The following is a 14,597-nucleotide window of genomic DNA, read 5'->3' on the forward strand; positions in this document are numbered from 1 at the left end:
CTCAAAAGGACGCAAAACGCTTGGCTTGTGCTCCTTCGTCGCTAATTTTAGCCAAGCATTTATGCGCCCATTAGTAAGGCGTTATATTGCTTTATAAGGTCAAGCGTTGAATAAAAAAGAAAGCAAGGAAAGTGGTATCTTATATGCGGTGTTCATTACCGTGCTGTTGTATTTCTTTTTTAAAATTACTTTGATCTTCTCAATAGTATCAGGCAGAGATTTTACTTGTTTAAGCTCTATTTGGAGTAACTCCTATAATGTAATAACTCCATTCTCTACATTTTTTATTGTGGCGATATTTGGCTGCATTTGGTTTTTTTATTGCGGGATAAAGTACAAACAAAAAGCAGGTAAATCTGTATATCTACTGTTAGCTGTCGGAGCTGTGTTCTATTACTTTTGGTTCAAAGGTTTTTACGGCCTCTGGCAACTAATGAGCTACGAGCAAAAGGAAATTACATTACAAGAGTTTTTTGAAAAAACAGGTGGTACAGAAAGGTTAAAGCTGTATGGTAGCGGCGCTAATCAAAATGTATTGTGTAAATCGCAATATAACAAAGCAAATTAAAAGTGCGGACAAAAAACAGCGGGCTTTGTTCGTACCTCACAAATTATAGCCCACTATTTTTAGCCGTTTATTTGCGGCGTTATGTGCTTTTGTTGGGTTAATGTTAAATGGAAAACTTAAACGGAATGACCGTAAACGAGCGATTGTTTGCGTTAAAGAAACTTAACGCATTTGACGAAGCTATTAAGGCAAAAAATACAGAGCTGTCTATACAAATTCTTGAAGCTACTGGTTTATCTCATTTAGCGGCAGTCGAAACCGTTGCTATGATATTTAAAAATCCAAGCAATTATGGTTATTAAGATGCAGTGTAGAGTTTGTGCACATCGCACATAACAAAGCAATAATTAAACGGACGCAAAAAGCTTGGCTGCGTCACTTCGTTCCTATTTTAGCCAAGCTTTTGTGCGCACCATATTGCGGCGTTAGGCGTACTCGATGATTCAGTTTAATAAAAATAGAATCGAGATAAACGGAAACACTATTGAGTTACAGCACTCAATATTGGATGCCAAGGAACTGAATCAAAGAATCTATGTTATTTTGGACTATATGGAGTTTGACCAATACTCTGTTGCGCGCAACTTGCAGTGTCTAAACCCAGATGGCTCAGTCACCTGGGTTGCGGAAAATCCAACAACGCAAAGTTCCGATGCGTACGTCAATTTCTCTGATTTTGATTTGGTTAACAATTTCGTAGTCGCTAACAACTTTGCTGGCTTTAAATGTTATATAGAACTGGCAACGGGTAAGCTATTGAAAAGCGAGTTTACAAAGTAGCGCCTAACAAGCTGTTGAATAGTGGACAAAATTCAGTTGGCTGATTTCGCTCCGCTCAAGATTATAGCCAACTAAATTTTGCCCATTAACAGGGCGTTAGCTTTCTAATCGAATCGAGCGTATGGAAACAGTCTACCAAATTTCTTTTTTACCTAGTTTTGAACAAGTGAAAGTCTTTTTAATATTTTCAGTGTTAGGACCAGCGACACTGTTTTATGCATATAAAAATAAAAATTATGCGAAAAGACGTTTTATTATGTTTTGGGGTGGTACAGTTTCAGTTATGGCTCCAATTATTTTGCTTTATATCATTATTAATCATGTTTCAACCTACATGTCTTTTCAGTCAAAAGAGTTTGAGATCATAAGAGGAAAAGTTAGTGTGCTACGCACCCAACCAAAAGAAGGACATGCTCCTGGCGATTTGATTAAAATAGCTAACAAAGAAATAGAAATTGATTATTACGTTAATTCGCCTTGCTACCACCAAACAATTTCAAATGGTGGCGTTTTAAAATCAGGCAAGTTAGTGGCTTTATACGTATCGAATAATTGCATTTTAAAAGTCGAAGTTAGTAAAGAAAGTAACAAGGCCATCATGGCAATTGGACGCAAAACGCTTGGCTTGCGCTCCTTCGTCGCTAATTTTAGCCAAGCATTTGTGCGCCCCATATGGCGGCGTTAGCATTCAAGAAGGAAACTATGCGAATAACTCTACTTCTATGCATTTTGATATTTGGAGTCAATAAAACTATGGCACAATCCAATGAAGGACTGGAACATGCTAGAAGTTATTTGAAGGCAGTTTTAACTAATGACTATGGTTCAATTTTAAACTTCGTTGATATCAATAAACTCACTTCAAAACCAGAACAATCTATGTGGCAAAACATAGCGCAATTAGAACGCTCGGGTACATTGTCTCAACAAGCAAAAAATGAGTTAATCGAAAATCTAAGTGAACAAGGGTTAACCGAAGTAGATTTAAAAGAAATTACTAACTCAGAGTATATTTCTTATATGCTAATTGAAATGTTCAAATTGCAAGAAGGCGGTTTTACAAACCTTGAATCGCTTTCATTACGTCATGTTTCGACTGAAGAATCTAACGGTGTTACGCATTATATATTTCTAGCAAGTGGTGAAATCTTCATAGAAGAATCAGAACAAACGAAAGCAGTGTCAGACTATCGGCTAGTCAGCATAAAAAATGGAAATATTTTAATTCCGTCTAAGGTTATGTTTTTGACAGAGTCATTTGTCGGTGTTTTTGGTCGTTGAATGCGAACAAGTGCATTAAGGGTGGATGCGTAACACTTGGCTCGCGCTCGTTCTTCGCTAATTTTAGCCAAGTGTTTCTTGCCGCTTATGCGGGCGTTATACGTTTCTATGGTTCGGTGTTAATTAAATGTCTGAAGACGCAACGAAAATCGCAAAGATTTTGCTTGAAAGCGATGAAAACTACTTAGATAACGTAGTTGCACTTTGGCGTATTGGTAACAAAAAATATGGGCAATGTTGGGACACTGAATATCATGTATTCGGTGTTATTGAGTCAGAAACAGACCATTTACCTTTAAAGCATGTTCGTCCTAATTGCTCAACTGATTTTCTCATAAAAGCAGACGAGGAGCTGGCAGAAGCAATACGATATTATCGCACCGATGTTACTAATGCCTGTCATAAAATAATCGGTAGTAAAAACGTATAACAAGGCAAATCAAAAAGGGCGGACAAAAAACAGTTGGCTTTGTTCGTGCCTCACAAATTATAGCCAACTATTTTTAGCCGTTTATTTGCGGCGTTAGAGGCACCTCAATTGAAGTTGTACGGATATACAAAACAAGATTCAGACCTGGATTCAGTGACCTCATCTGAGCTTGCAGAGATCACTTTGATGGCCAGCTCAGAGGAGCTTAGGGATATAGCTGCCTTTCTCATTAAGTCGGCTGACGGCATGGATGAGATGGGGAGTAAATGGGAGCATGAGCACCTCGGAGATGTATATGAAAGGTTCGATGGAGATGCTCACTTCGTCGTCTTTAATCCAGACGCTGACAGCCTCTAACAAGGCTGAGCACGCTACAAGCGCGTGTCAGCGGCGTTATAACCCCCGAAGACGTTAGAGTGTTCTATGACTACTTGTAAAAAGTGTAAAAGTAAAATTTTACCTAAAATGGTGAGTGCTGGTAAATCAACAGCTTATTTTTGCCCTTTCTGCGGCGAATCGCAAAGTAGGTTTGGCTTTAAAGAACTCTATATTCTATTCAATGCACTTTTATTATTGTGGTTTGCTGCTTTCTTCAATCATCACATAGGTGCTGGAAATGTTACATGGTCACCCATGATGCAAAAATTAGCATTTTTGGTACTTGGTTCTATTGTTAGCTTTATTTTCACTTTTTATAAAGTTTCAAAAAAACAAAAGGGTCACTGGAAACTTTATAATTCCTTGTCCTTTGTAGTCATGGTTTTATCTATTGCTCTTTCGGCATCTCAGGTATGGGGGTTATAACAAGGTTGTAAACGCGGACAAATAACAGTTGGCTTTGTTCGTGCCTCTCAAATTTTAGCCAACTATTATTAGCCGGTTACAACGGCGTTAGGTTCTACATGAATACTGAACAAATTGAGGTCAATGGTGATTGGCCAAATCTGGAAGGCAAAGTTCTGGATGATTTGGTATGTGTAGAATGTAGATACAACGAAAATGATGTAGAGCGAGCAAATTCCATTTACCTCAAGTGCGAAGAAAGTTGGTACAGGTTGTACTTTGACTGTGGAATAATTTTTTGGCGAAAAGCAGATGAAGGCCCAACTGATTACGATATGCCTGAGTTTGAAAGCACTTTTAGAAATGTTCTAGTGGGTGACATAATAGGTGTTAATGGCCTAAAAATTTGTTCAGTTACAGTGAAATCTTTTGATTACGGTTCTGAAGTACAGTTTGTGTTCGAAAACAAACAACAGATAACATTTTTTGACGTTAATGATGTATCCGACTACCGAACCTAACAAGCCGCTCAAGGTAGCCAACTACGCTGGCGGGACAAATTTTCGCGGGCTGGCGCTTCGCGCAAGTGTAGCCCACTCAATTTGCCCCTTAGCGGGGCGTTATGTGAAAGGGATAAATTCGTGAAGTCAGTATTTAAATACTTAGGTATTGGTGTTCTTTTAGGTCTGGGAATATCTATTGTTGATGAAGCACACTATCACATAAGTAAAAAAGAATCGATTGAATGACTTCGAAGATGCTATGGAAAAAGCGCAGCAGTTAAGAGAGTCGATGACAATAAGCTCTGATGAACTGTTTTTAAGCGATATTCCTGATATGTATTATGACCCGAGCCATGATTTATATTTCAGCATTCAAAGTTATAAAGATATGGGGGAAGTGATAGAGATTTCAGGTGTTATAAGTAACAAAGGTAGCAGTACTTGGAAGAGTGTGGCGGTTGAATTTGAGGCATATACAGAAGAAAAAAAACTAATTGCTAATTGCTCAGCTTGGACTGGTCAACTCGTGCCTCTAAGCACCGATGGTGTTGTAGTACGTTGTGATAAAGTTCAGGAATTTATTTCACAGCCTATATCTGAAGTAACTATGCAAATCAGGTGGAATTTTCATGGAGAACGTGTAATTTCACATAGCAAACCACTGAAACGGGGCTCGTAACAGTTGGCTCGGTTTCGCTTCGCTAGACATTTTAGCCAACTATTACTCGTTCCTTAGTGGGGCGTTATATGAACTTTGAGGTCTGAGTGTACTTACCAGTCAGTGTTTATAAAAATACATTATGCCTAATTGGTGTTTTATTTATATGTGTAGGAGTGCTCTTGGGTTACTCAGCTTTTGAAGCATTATTTGACCCTGGTGTAACCATTAATTTAAATGGTGTTGAAAGGAATGATGCTGAAGCCAAAATGTTCAGTTTGATTTTACCCTTAATCCTAATATTCGCTGGGGCAGCACTTTGTATTTCAAAAGGTGAAAATTTAACGAGTCTACATAAAGCCAGAGAAACCTTTTGGTCTATTTTTCACGGTAAATAGTTCAAATAACAAGTGTCTAAAGTAAAGGACGAAAAACAGCAGGCTTGCGCTCCTTCGTCGCTAATTTTAGCCTGCTTTTCAGCGCCGGTTAGGCAAGCGTTTTGTGATTCTGAGGTTTGGTGTGCGTAAATATGTTTTGTTTTTCTTTCTACTATTGAATACCAATTTTATGAACGCTAGAGAATTTGATAATTTAATTATTGAAGTAAAAAACGAAGGATTGTTTGTTGATGAAAAAATAGTTGATGATCTTAAGACATATATTCAAAAACACTTTGATTGTCGAGGCAAAGTAATCTTGATGATTGATAAAAATATCGAGCACAAAAAGATTCCAGTTATCATGGACACATTAAAAGATTCTGGTTGCCAAAAAATATCAATTGCATCGATTTGAGTAAAATCACATAACAAGCCGATTAAGTGCCAGATTGCTAACGCTTGGCTTAGTTCCCCTTCGTTACACAGTTTAGCCAAGCATTTATGCGCCCATTAGTAAGGCGTGAGGTTTTCATGAGAGTCTGCATACTAATTTCTATTTTCATTTTGCTCTGTGGTTGTGGAGAAGGGCGTAAAACACCTGAAGGCTATATTGAAGAATGTCATGGCGGAGATTTCTCAAAAAATATGATAGGGCGGACTCCAAACTATTCAGTTGTTCTTGACCTAGAAACTTCAGAATGGGAAGAATTAAGGATTACCTTAAAAAACTTTGCTATTGAAAAAGAGCTCCGCTTTTTTGAGGATATCAGGCGAGACGATTCGCTAAATATGTTTAATGTTTCTTTATGTTCAAAAGATGGGTTATGGATAAATGCAGACAAAAGAATTTGGGCAGTTGGAGATTCACCTGAACATATTCCACTGCCGTTAATGATAAGGGTTCAGATTTATAAAAATGACGAAAAATGGACTTCAATATCAGAAAATTTAAATAGTATTCTTATTAATAAATGGCCAAATGATATAAACACAAAGCATGGGTATACATCTAGTTATAAAAATTCGTTGTATTAAAAACCTAACAAACAATTTATTTGGGACTGCTAAAGCTTGGCGCAGTTCCGCTTTGCTGTACACTTTTAGAAAGCAATTTTCAGCCACTTTTTTGGCGTATTATGTGAAAAATAGGGATTATCATGAGTGGAAATAAAAAATTATCAATACTTGCATTTTCTGTTGTTACGATATTGGCAATAGGTGCTATCGCGAAGAATCTTAATGAGAAAAATCATTATAAAATGGCGCTAGAAAAGTGTGGTTCTGAAAATAATGTGAAGCACTTTGATTCAAAAGGCTTTGAATGCGTCAAAAGTGAAACTGCAACTGATAAACAATAGGTAGTCTAGTTGTGCTGTTCAAAAGCCAAGTTTCACCTAACAAATTGCTAAACTAGGGCAAAGTTAAATAAGCTCGTCGTTTCACTCGACCCTCGCTTTTTCAACTTTGCATCGTAGCTAAGCGTTAGCAAAGAAGCCTTCATTTCTAAAGGAAAACAGATGCAAAATACTAACTTCACAATCAAAACGATGTCCAAAGAGGACATGCATATCATGATTGATTGGGCGGCAGAGGAAGGATGGAATCCAGGCCTGCATGATGCTGATTGTTATTTTGCTGCTGATCCACAGGGGTTTCTTGTTGGTTATCTTGGCGATGAGCCTATCGCCACCATTTCCGCGGTCAAATATCAGAATGCGTTTGGGTTTATTGGCTTCTACATTGTTAAACCGCAGTACCGTGGTAAAGGTTATGGAATCGAAATCTGGAATGCTGGGCTCAAACGTTTGCAAGGTCTTAATATAGGGCTTGATGGGGTAGTCGCGCAGCAAGACAACTACAAAAAGTCTGGATTCAATTTGGCGTATCGTAATATTCGCTTTGAAGGTTTAGGTGGTGGTAATCCTCCAAACAACTCACAAATTGTTGCACTGTCAACGATACCTATTGAGACCATAGAGGCATACGAGCAACCATTTTTTCCTGTTAACAGGACAAGGTTTACCAAAGCATGGGTTAACCAACCAGATAGCCATGCACTCGCTATAATCCACAATGGTAATTTGGCGGGTTATGGCGTCATACGTGAATGCCGTAATGGGCATAAAATCGGCCCGCTGTTTGCCGACACGCCAGATTTTGCCGAGTCTCTTTTTCTTGCCTTAAAAGCACAAGTAAGTGAATCAGAGGTAATCTATCTTGATACGCCCGAAACTAATCATGCAGCAGTTGCATTGGCTGAGAAACATAATATGCAGGTGTCATTTGAAACCGCCAGAATGTACACAGAAGCGTTTCCTGATTTAGCTTTAAATCGTGTGTTTGGCGTGACGTCGTTTGAAATTGGATAAGCTAGGATTGTCGTAAACAGGTAATTACTTTAAAAGAATTATCTAGCTAAGCAACAAGTCGTTAAGGGATAAGAGGCGTTTATGAAAATAGAAATGATATGGATACTATCTGCTGTTTACTTGTTGCTAAGCTTTTTGGTGACGATACTTGTCTTCAAACGAGATGACTTAGAGACATTTCAAAAAGTAGCGCAGGCTATCATTATTTGGTTAATCCCATTTGCGGCGGCGATAGGAATTTGGTTGTTTTATCGGTCATCAGATAAGAATAACGTTCGCGTTCAGTCGTTTGCCAAAAACACGGCTGGCGACAGTGCGGTTTCAAGCAGTATAACTGGCTCTGGTGCGTCTGAGTAATAGCAAGCATAGTGGAGATTCAACGCCCACTTCTAAGTGAGCAAATCTAGGTCTACAAAGCCAGTTTTAACGCGCATCTAAGCTAAACCAAACGCAGGGGTGATATAGCGTAGGTGTTCGATTCTCTATATGCGCCAAGCCAATTCACTACTTAACTTCATTCTCTAGCGGTTCGCCTTTGGCAAATTGTTCGAGGTTAAAGTAAGTCGTTTGCACAATTTCCGTGAGCGCTTCTTGGGTGAAAAATCCTTGATGGCCTGTGATTAACACATTTTTAAATGTAAGTAGGCGAGCGAATACGTCATCTTGGAGGATCTCTTCTGATCTATCTTTAAAGAAGAGTTCGGACTCTTGTTCGTATACGTCCAGCCCCAGGTAGCCCAAGTGCCCTGTTTTCAGTGCGTTTATACAAGCTCGACTGTCGAGTAGGGCACCGCGACCTGTGTTAATCAGCATAACGCCTGGCTTCATCGCCGCAAGCGTAGTCTCATCAATAATGTGGTAGGTTTGCTCATTCAAAGGGCAGTGCAGGCTGATGATATCAGCACGTTGCAGTAACTCAAGTTGGCTTACCAGTTCAAAATTACCCGATGGGGACGCAGGATCATTCACTAATACTCGTGCGCCAAAGCCGTTGAGAATACTGACTAAGGCCAAGCCGATTTTGCCACAACCAATCAAGCCCACCGTTTTTCCGTGTAAGTTAAAGCCCAGTAGCCCGTTTAAGTCGAAGTTATCTTCACGAACACGGTTATAGGCTTTGTGGGTTTTGCGAGAGAGTGTGAGCATCAATGCAACACAGTGCTCGGCAACCGCTTCTGGGCTGTAGGCGGGCACGCGTGCAACGGCTATCCCATGTGCTTTGGCTGCACTGAGATCGACATTGTTAAACCCAGCACAGCGCAGCAAAATAAGTTTAACGCCTTGGCGTGCTAACAACGCCATTGTGTGTGAATTTAGGTCATCGTTGACGAATACACACACCGCATCATAGCCCTCACACAGCGAGGCAGTTTGCGTATTAAGGCTCACATCAAAAAAGCGTATGTCTGTGCCTACAGGGCAATGTTGCTCAAATGCGTGTTGTTCATACCTTTGCGAGCTGAATAGGGCTAATTTCATTGAGTTGACTCTCTATAACAGAACGTAGCGTGTCAGGCTTCGTTCTTGGGGCATAACGATTTACCAACTGTCCCTGAGAGTTTATGAGAAATTTAGTGAAATTCCATTTTATTGCTCGATTTTGAGCTATTCCCCGCGTGTGTCCTTTTAAATAATTGAACAGCGGGTGAGCGTCAGGGCCATTGACCATTACCTTACTAAACATCGGAAAAGTAACATTAAATGTACTTTGGCAAAAGTGTTTAATGGTGTCGTTATCGCCCAATTCGTTACGCCCAAACTGATTACACGGAAACCCCAACACCACAAACCCTTGCGGTTTGTAATCTTGATACAAGCGCTCAAGGGCGCTGTATTGATAGGTGAAATTACACGAACTTGCCGTGTTTACTATCAGTACTACACGTCCTTGTAGTTGTTTAAATGAATAGGATTGGCCGTCTAGTTGTGTGGCATTAAAATGATAAATACTATCCATGGCGTGCTCCGAGGCGTTAAACAAGGCGTTTTTAGTCCTTGGCTTTGTTATACTTTGTGCGTTTTATCGAGGTTAGCAGGGAAATAGGTCAGAATTATGTCAAAAAAATGTACCTTTATCGGTTTAGGTGTCATGGGTTACCCAATGGCGGGTCATCTTCAACAAGCAGGTCATGAAGTGTGCGTGTATAACCGCACACAGGAAAAAGCGCAAAAGTGGGCTGAGCAATACGGTGGCCAATGGGCTCCCACTCCAGCGCAAGCAGCAAAAGATGCAGAGTTTGTGTTTGTATGCGTTGGGAATGATGACGACGTACGCAGCGTTATTTACGGGGACGATGGCGTGTTAGCGGGGATGAGTGAAGGCGCATTCTTGGTTGATCACACTACAACATCTGCAGATTTAGCCCGTGAATTGGGTGAAGCTGCCAAAGTGAAGAACATCGCATTTATTGATGCGCCGGTATCTGGGGGTCAAGCGGGCGCTGAGAATGGTGTGTTAACTGTGATGTGTGGCGGCAATGCAGATGCGTTTGCTGCAGCGCAACCCGTAATGGCGGCGTTTAGCCGTTTTAGTGAGTTACTGGGCGATATTGGTAGCGGTCAGCTGTGTAAAATGGTCAACCAAATCTGTATTGCCGGTGTGGTGCAAGGTCTGGCGGAAGGTCTTCACTTCGCTAAAAAGGCCGGGCTGGATGGCGAAAAAGTGATAGAGACTATCTCAAAAGGTGCGGCCGGCTCTTGGCAGATGGAAAACCGCTATAAAACTATGTGGCAAGGCGAATACGAGTTTGGTTTTGCAGTAGATTGGATGCGTAAAGACTTAGGCATTGCACTGCAAGAAGGTCGTAATAATGGCGCTACGTTGGCATTAACTGCCTTGGTAGACCAATATTACGCTGATGTGCAAGCGATTGGCGGCAATCGCTATGACACCTCAAGCTTGTTGGCGCGTTTAGAGAAGCTAAACCCTAGCAAATAAGCGATGCGACGCAGGTTCAGGCTTGCCTGAATAGCTAAGTAAAGGTCAACGCGCCTTAATTACGCCCATTGTTATAAGCTTTGGGCGTAATGATAGAGCGCTTTAAGCACAGCCATGTTGTGCTCATTACTTTCATTTTCATGAACTAAGTTTTCCAGGTTCAACATAAAGTCCTCAGCACCGATTGAAGGGCTGTCTTCTCCATGCAACAATTTGTTTTGACAGTATTTTCGCCACGATTCAAGTTCGCTCGGGCTTAAGGTTTCGGGCCAGTTACGGGCGCGATAACGAAATAGCATGGCATGGTATTTAGGGTCTTCAAAATCCAACTCTAAATTTGCTAGCTCAAGTGGCTGAGTGCTACGAATAATATCGAACTTGGCTTTGTCGCTGCTGCTCGTAAAGCCACTATAAAGTTGGTAGTCAGGATTCGTTGTACCACCAAAATCACGTTCATCGTTAAACACCTCAGCGACTTTGTCTCTGAGTTCAGGGTGCGCTTGTAGAAACTTCAAGTGTTCTAAACACTGCTGGCGGTCAATGCCTAAACGCTCAGCGTTTTCAGGTAGCAGCGTTTTTGCTGGCGCTAAAATAGGGCACTTGTTCACATGAATCAGTTTCAAACCTATGGGAGCTTGGCCCTCTGGCAGTTCGTCGTGGCGGGTATAAAGATATTCTCTTAATTGCTCCACCGATAAATCCAGTAATGGCTGTGGGTCTTGAGCAAGGTTAAAACACACCACGGCATTTTTGTTCGTGGGGTGAAAGCTCATCGGCGCGACCCAGGTTGTGCAACCTTGGCTTGCAGGAATACGTGAAGAGGTATGCACGAGCGGCGTCATATTAAACACGTCTACAAGCTGCAATAACGCCTTTTTGTTACGCAGGCCGAAGAAGAAATTATACAACTTAGGTTGCTGATCTTTGATGATTTTTGCCAACGCTATGGTGGCTTTCACGTCACTCAAAGCATCGTGCGCGTCCGCGTGTTCAATGCCATTGGCTTTGGTCAAATCTTCAAGTCGAAAACTCACGCTACCGTCTTCTTTTCGAGGCCAATTAATGCCTTCAGGGCGCAGTGCATAACAGGCACGAACCAAGTCAATAATGTCCCAGCGGCTGTTGCCGTTTTGCCATTCACGAGCGTAGGGGTCAAAAAAGTTACGATAAAAGGTGTAACGACTGACTTCATCATCAAAACGAATGCTGTTATAGCCGGCAACGCAGGTGTTAGGTTGGCTAAATTCTTCATGGATTTTGCTGATAAACTCCACTTCACATAAACCATGACGCAGCGCATGTTGTGGGGTAATACCCGTGACCAAGCAGGCTTGTGGATGCGGTAAATAATCTGGCGCAGGACGGCAATACTCAATCAGCGGCTCACCGATGATATTTAAATCTAGATCCGTGCGAATACCGGCAAATTGGCTTGGACGGTCCTTTTGAGGATTTGCGCCCCAAGTTTCATAATCGTGCCAGTAGATGGTGGGCTGGTTGTTAGAATTACTATGCTCTACCATTTTTTTTATCCCTTTAATTATGGGCTCTTAGCCAATTTGGGTTGCCGGTTATTTTTGTTATTGTGATTGATGATTGCGGGGCGTTAATTCGAGTACGAAAAACGCTTTTCGGTTAAATTAAATTTCAATTGTGCAATCTTTCTGGCAAAGAACTTTACCTCAGCATACTAACACATCGACGTAGCCTAAGAGTATATGTATCAGCGATAGACCAAGGTGCTTGATGAATTTGCAATCACATTGATGGGATAATAACTATTTGTAGAAATGACCAACCACACAGGGAGCGTATTTAAACGGCTTATTGGATATTGAATTGCTACAACACACGCCCTAAACACAAAAATCGTCTTTCGAAATGTAAATAAGGGCTGAGTTTGAGCTGCTACTCTTGGGATATGGGCTGGAATTTGTGTTGAACGTATTCGTTGTGCGGACGGTGATTTGTAAAAAAAAGCCGATAGAGAGAACCACAGTCCAGCTCCATCGGCAGCATTTCTATATACAAAATGTTAGTTACAGGTCTATATAAAGCTGTGACGAATACACTAACGAACCTGTGTCACCCGTTACGTGGAAATATTCAAAATCAACTTGGCCTTGTTCTTGAAGCAATGCGTAATTATCTTTTTCATGTTGCTTTTTATACTTGTCATCCGCTTTTCGCTTTTCAAATTCGTTCAAGAGTGTTTTCTTTGAGCCGTGCCTGATTTGCTTATTGAATATGATAATTTGCTTTGTCTCAGGTTTGTAAACGAACGTTAAAAAGATAGTGCCGTGGTTTGAGTTGTTTATAGACATCTCAATCAGACCTTTTTCCAACCCATCTTTGTATTTGCTGGCACTTAGTTCATTTAGCCCGAGCCAATAAGAATCCCATGAACCTTCGAAAACATATGATATGGAGTCATACACTTTCATCTTTGCGCTGCTATCTGAGTCTTTGAGCCCTAGCTCGTCCATAACTGAATTTATAAATTGTTGCTCGCTAGAACTAAGGGAATCAAACCCACCCAGAGCAAGCGCCTGAAAGTTAAAAATACACAGCGCTAGCAATAGAGCCTTTTTCATTATTATTTCCTTGTTGTTTGGTTATTATTAGGTATCAAGCGGGTGGTACTTATTAGAAAAATTTCAAATTAAGGTACGTTAATGCATTGAAAAATATGGAAAAATAAATTGTAATAAAATAGCATTAATAGTTCAAGGGGCAACTTGGCACTCACGTTCTAATGACCGATGAATTATAATTCACACCTGTTTTGACTAGATTAAATAGATTTCTATTTGAGAGGCTGGGATGGGTCAATAGAGACGGGTTTTTCTAATGTGAACAGCTAGTTATGGTTAGATAAAAACACTTGTCTTATATTACTTAACTCTCCTGAGGATTCCAAAGCTCTGAGTTGTTCGTTGAGCAAAGTGACGCGTTTGCTATTGAGTTCATTGTTACAAAATTGCAGCTGCAGCGGCGCTGTTGCGATGACTAAATCAATAAAGTCTAGGTTTTGCTTTAGCTGCGGCTCACGGTTTATGAAGCTCAAAGCAACATTGCGATCCATGATTACAAGCCTTCTACTGTTGGGCGATGGACGAAGCAACGCGCGCAGCATTTCACTTTCTTGGTACCTATCTGAACGAACTACTGTGCCTGCTTTAAAGTAGCGCTCAAGCGTTGGGTAACTATAACCAATGTGAGTGATAATCTCGTGGCCAACTAAGTCATCGAGCGCAGAAATAGTGTGAGAGTCGCCTTTGTTCGCAATTAAAACGTCTTCAATTTCGACAATGGGGTGTGACCACAGATAAGAATCAGGGGAATCACTCCATTTGTGAGATTCCATACGTGCGTCAATGGAACATTCCTGTAAGGCCTTGAGGGAGCGTCTTTCAGGTAAAAATTCAAAGTTAATTTTTATTCCCAGATCAAGTGATGCTCGCTTAATCGACTCGACCAAAATACCTGTTGTGTGCGTGTCATCAACGATGACGTAAGGTGGATAACCAGAATCTGGGAGCGCAACTACTAGGGGGGTATCGCCACTGATGGCATGGGCAGTGAATGCTAGTGGAAATAAAAGCGAAAGTTTTCGCAGTACGTGCAAAACACGTTTGACTCTTTTAACTATCAATGACTCTTCCTAAAAAAGTAAAAAGGAATGTGTACGACTAGTGAGCAAAAATTCTAGGTACAGGTTCATCTAAGCTAATGTTAGCTGATTAACGTCGCCATTGTCGAAGTTTCCTCCATTGGAAACAAGCACTACTTTCGTCTACCCCAATGGGCATAGTGCACGCACAGACAATGTACTTAACTAATGAATAATAAATTCAAAGAACGAATAGCGGTTGTAATAAAAGTGTCTGGTCGGCGTGGTATAAAG

Annotated in this window: 22 protein-coding genes; 17 read left to right on the top strand and 5 right to left on the bottom strand. The window is 40.8% G+C overall.

The genetic code is table 11. The features are described from left to right. The first annotated feature begins 106 nt into the window (after positions 1-106). The 16 genes from ACH19P_RS09035 to ACH19P_RS09110 all read left to right on the top strand — a co-directional run bounded on the left by ACH19P_RS09035 (position 107) and on the right by ACH19P_RS09110 (position 8,109). Positions 107-568 (top strand): hypothetical protein, encoded by a 462-nt coding sequence (locus ACH19P_RS09035; protein WP_462158257.1) that lies wholly within the window; start codon positions 107-109, stop codon positions 566-568. Between the two features lie 107 nt (positions 569-675). Continuing rightward, the gene (locus ACH19P_RS09040; RefSeq protein WP_462158258.1) at positions 676-870 is read left to right on the top strand and encodes a hypothetical protein; all 195 of its coding nucleotides are present in this window, start codon (positions 676-678) and stop codon (positions 868-870) included. Positions 871-1,006: 136 nt separating this feature from the next. Continuing rightward, the gene (locus tag ACH19P_RS09045; protein WP_462158259.1) at positions 1,007-1,348 is read left to right on the top strand and encodes a hypothetical protein; all 342 of its coding nucleotides are present in this window, start codon (positions 1,007-1,009) and stop codon (positions 1,346-1,348) included. 121 nt (positions 1,349-1,469) lie between these two features. Continuing rightward, positions 1,470-2,033, top strand: a complete 564-nt coding sequence (locus tag ACH19P_RS09050) for a hypothetical protein (RefSeq protein ID WP_462158261.1) — start codon at positions 1,470-1,472, stop codon at positions 2,031-2,033. Between the two features lie 68 nt (positions 2,034-2,101). After that, entirely contained in the window at positions 2,102-2,629 is a 528-nt protein-coding gene (locus tag ACH19P_RS09055; RefSeq protein ID WP_462158262.1) for a hypothetical protein, read from the top strand. Between the two features lie 127 nt (positions 2,630-2,756). Continuing rightward, positions 2,757-3,059, top strand: coding sequence for a hypothetical protein (locus tag ACH19P_RS09060; protein WP_462158264.1), 303 nt, complete (start codon positions 2,757-2,759; stop codon positions 3,057-3,059). Between the two features lie 108 nt (positions 3,060-3,167). Next, the gene (locus tag ACH19P_RS09065) at positions 3,168-3,416 is read left to right on the top strand and encodes an Imm32 family immunity protein (protein ID WP_462158265.1); all 249 of its coding nucleotides are present in this window, start codon (positions 3,168-3,170) and stop codon (positions 3,414-3,416) included. Between the two features lie 66 nt (positions 3,417-3,482). Further along, positions 3,483-3,863: a hypothetical protein gene (locus ACH19P_RS09070; RefSeq protein WP_462158266.1), complete on the top strand. Its 381-nt coding sequence runs from the start codon at positions 3,483-3,485 to the stop codon at positions 3,861-3,863. 98 nt (positions 3,864-3,961) lie between these two features. After that, on the top strand, positions 3,962-4,363 hold the full coding sequence (locus ACH19P_RS09075) for a hypothetical protein (protein WP_462158267.1): 402 nt from the start codon (positions 3,962-3,964) through the stop codon (positions 4,361-4,363). A gap of 220 nt (positions 4,364-4,583) precedes the next feature. Further along, positions 4,584-5,024, top strand: a complete 441-nt coding sequence (locus ACH19P_RS09080) for a hypothetical protein (RefSeq protein ID WP_462158268.1) — start codon at positions 4,584-4,586, stop codon at positions 5,022-5,024. Positions 5,025-5,110: 86 nt separating this feature from the next. After that, positions 5,111-5,401, top strand: a complete 291-nt coding sequence (locus ACH19P_RS09085) for a hypothetical protein (RefSeq protein ID WP_462158269.1) — start codon at positions 5,111-5,113, stop codon at positions 5,399-5,401. 121 nt (positions 5,402-5,522) lie between these two features. Next, positions 5,523-5,798, top strand: a complete 276-nt coding sequence (locus ACH19P_RS09090; protein ID WP_462158270.1) for an ExbD/TolR family protein — start codon at positions 5,523-5,525, stop codon at positions 5,796-5,798. An 86-nt stretch (positions 5,799-5,884) separates the two neighbouring features. Beyond that, the gene (locus ACH19P_RS09095) at positions 5,885-6,418 is read left to right on the top strand and encodes a hypothetical protein (RefSeq protein ID WP_462158271.1); all 534 of its coding nucleotides are present in this window, start codon (positions 5,885-5,887) and stop codon (positions 6,416-6,418) included. Between the two features lie 122 nt (positions 6,419-6,540). Further along, positions 6,541-6,741, top strand: a complete 201-nt coding sequence (locus tag ACH19P_RS09100; protein WP_462158272.1) for a hypothetical protein — start codon at positions 6,541-6,543, stop codon at positions 6,739-6,741. Positions 6,742-6,900: 159 nt separating this feature from the next. Continuing rightward, complete coding sequence (locus ACH19P_RS09105) at positions 6,901-7,752, top strand: GNAT family N-acetyltransferase (protein ID WP_462158273.1); 852 nt, start codon at positions 6,901-6,903, stop codon at positions 7,750-7,752. Positions 7,753-7,845: 93 nt separating this feature from the next. Then, complete coding sequence (locus tag ACH19P_RS09110) at positions 7,846-8,109, top strand: hypothetical protein (RefSeq protein WP_462158274.1); 264 nt, start codon at positions 7,846-7,848, stop codon at positions 8,107-8,109. 147 nt (positions 8,110-8,256) lie between these two features. Here ACH19P_RS09110 and ACH19P_RS09115 read toward each other — a convergent pair whose 3' ends face one another. Next, positions 8,257-9,231: a 2-hydroxyacid dehydrogenase gene (locus ACH19P_RS09115; RefSeq protein ID WP_462158275.1), complete on the bottom strand. Its 975-nt coding sequence runs from the start codon at positions 9,229-9,231 to the stop codon at positions 8,257-8,259. Beyond that, positions 9,197-9,709: a glutathione peroxidase gene (locus ACH19P_RS09120; RefSeq protein ID WP_462158276.1), complete on the bottom strand. Its 513-nt coding sequence runs from the start codon at positions 9,707-9,709 to the stop codon at positions 9,197-9,199. The genes ACH19P_RS09115 and ACH19P_RS09120 overlap by 35 nt, the downstream gene beginning before the upstream one ends. A gap of 96 nt (positions 9,710-9,805) precedes the next feature. On the opposite strand from ACH19P_RS09120, the gene ACH19P_RS09125 reads away from it, so the two are divergent. After that, entirely contained in the window at positions 9,806-10,690 is an 885-nt protein-coding gene (locus tag ACH19P_RS09125; protein ID WP_462158277.1) for an NAD(P)-dependent oxidoreductase, read from the top strand. Positions 10,691-10,761: 71 nt separating this feature from the next. Here the strand turns inward: ACH19P_RS09125 and sbcB are convergent, their stop codons facing one another. The 3 genes from sbcB to ACH19P_RS09140 all read right to left on the bottom strand — a co-directional run bounded on the left by sbcB (position 10,762) and on the right by ACH19P_RS09140 (position 14,345). Then, positions 10,762-12,213, bottom strand: a complete 1,452-nt coding sequence (sbcB, locus tag ACH19P_RS09130; RefSeq protein ID WP_462158278.1) for an exodeoxyribonuclease I — start codon at positions 12,211-12,213, stop codon at positions 10,762-10,764. Positions 12,214-12,729: 516 nt separating this feature from the next. Continuing rightward, entirely contained in the window at positions 12,730-13,284 is a 555-nt protein-coding gene (locus tag ACH19P_RS09135) for a hypothetical protein (protein ID WP_462158279.1), read from the bottom strand. A gap of 266 nt (positions 13,285-13,550) precedes the next feature. Beyond that, positions 13,551-14,345: a substrate-binding periplasmic protein gene (locus ACH19P_RS09140; protein ID WP_462158280.1), complete on the bottom strand. Its 795-nt coding sequence runs from the start codon at positions 14,343-14,345 to the stop codon at positions 13,551-13,553. Positions 14,346-14,597 lie beyond the last annotated feature (252 nt).

The sequence above is a fragment of the Pseudoalteromonas sp. GB56 genome, from assembly GCF_054923835.1.

Excerpts from the sequence above, each read along its gene's own strand:
- ACH19P_RS09120 (WP_462158276.1), bottom strand. The coding sequence starts at position 9,709 with ATGGATAGTATTTATCATTTTAATGCCACACAACTAGACGGCCAATCC.
- ACH19P_RS09125 (WP_462158277.1), top strand. The coding sequence starts at position 9,806 with ATGTCAAAAAAATGTACCTTTATCGGTTTAGGTGTCATGGGTTACCCA.
- ACH19P_RS09135 (WP_462158279.1), bottom strand. The coding sequence starts at position 13,284 with ATGAAAAAGGCTCTATTGCTAGCGCTGTGTATTTTTAACTTTCAGGCG.
- ACH19P_RS09100 (WP_462158272.1), top strand. The coding sequence starts at position 6,541 with ATGAGTGGAAATAAAAAATTATCAATACTTGCATTTTCTGTTGTTACG.
- ACH19P_RS09095 (WP_462158271.1), top strand. The coding sequence starts at position 5,885 with ATGCGCCCATTAGTAAGGCGTGAGGTTTTCATGAGAGTCTGCATACTA.
- ACH19P_RS09050 (WP_462158261.1), top strand. The coding sequence starts at position 1,470 with ATGGAAACAGTCTACCAAATTTCTTTTTTACCTAGTTTTGAACAAGTG.
- ACH19P_RS09110 (WP_462158274.1), top strand. The coding sequence starts at position 7,846 with ATGATATGGATACTATCTGCTGTTTACTTGTTGCTAAGCTTTTTGGTG.
- ACH19P_RS09055 (WP_462158262.1), top strand. The coding sequence starts at position 2,102 with ATGGCACAATCCAATGAAGGACTGGAACATGCTAGAAGTTATTTGAAG.
- ACH19P_RS09045 (WP_462158259.1), top strand. The coding sequence starts at position 1,007 with ATGATTCAGTTTAATAAAAATAGAATCGAGATAAACGGAAACACTATT.
- ACH19P_RS09105 (WP_462158273.1), top strand. The coding sequence starts at position 6,901 with ATGCAAAATACTAACTTCACAATCAAAACGATGTCCAAAGAGGACATG.
- ACH19P_RS09075 (WP_462158267.1), top strand. The coding sequence starts at position 3,962 with ATGAATACTGAACAAATTGAGGTCAATGGTGATTGGCCAAATCTGGAA.
- ACH19P_RS09115 (WP_462158275.1), bottom strand. The coding sequence starts at position 9,231 with ATGAAATTAGCCCTATTCAGCTCGCAAAGGTATGAACAACACGCATTT.
- sbcB (WP_462158278.1), bottom strand. The coding sequence starts at position 12,213 with ATGGTAGAGCATAGTAATTCTAACAACCAGCCCACCATCTACTGGCAC.
- ACH19P_RS09070 (WP_462158266.1), top strand. The coding sequence starts at position 3,483 with ATGACTACTTGTAAAAAGTGTAAAAGTAAAATTTTACCTAAAATGGTG.
- ACH19P_RS09040 (WP_462158258.1), top strand. The coding sequence starts at position 676 with ATGGAAAACTTAAACGGAATGACCGTAAACGAGCGATTGTTTGCGTTA.
- ACH19P_RS09060 (WP_462158264.1), top strand. The coding sequence starts at position 2,757 with ATGTCTGAAGACGCAACGAAAATCGCAAAGATTTTGCTTGAAAGCGAT.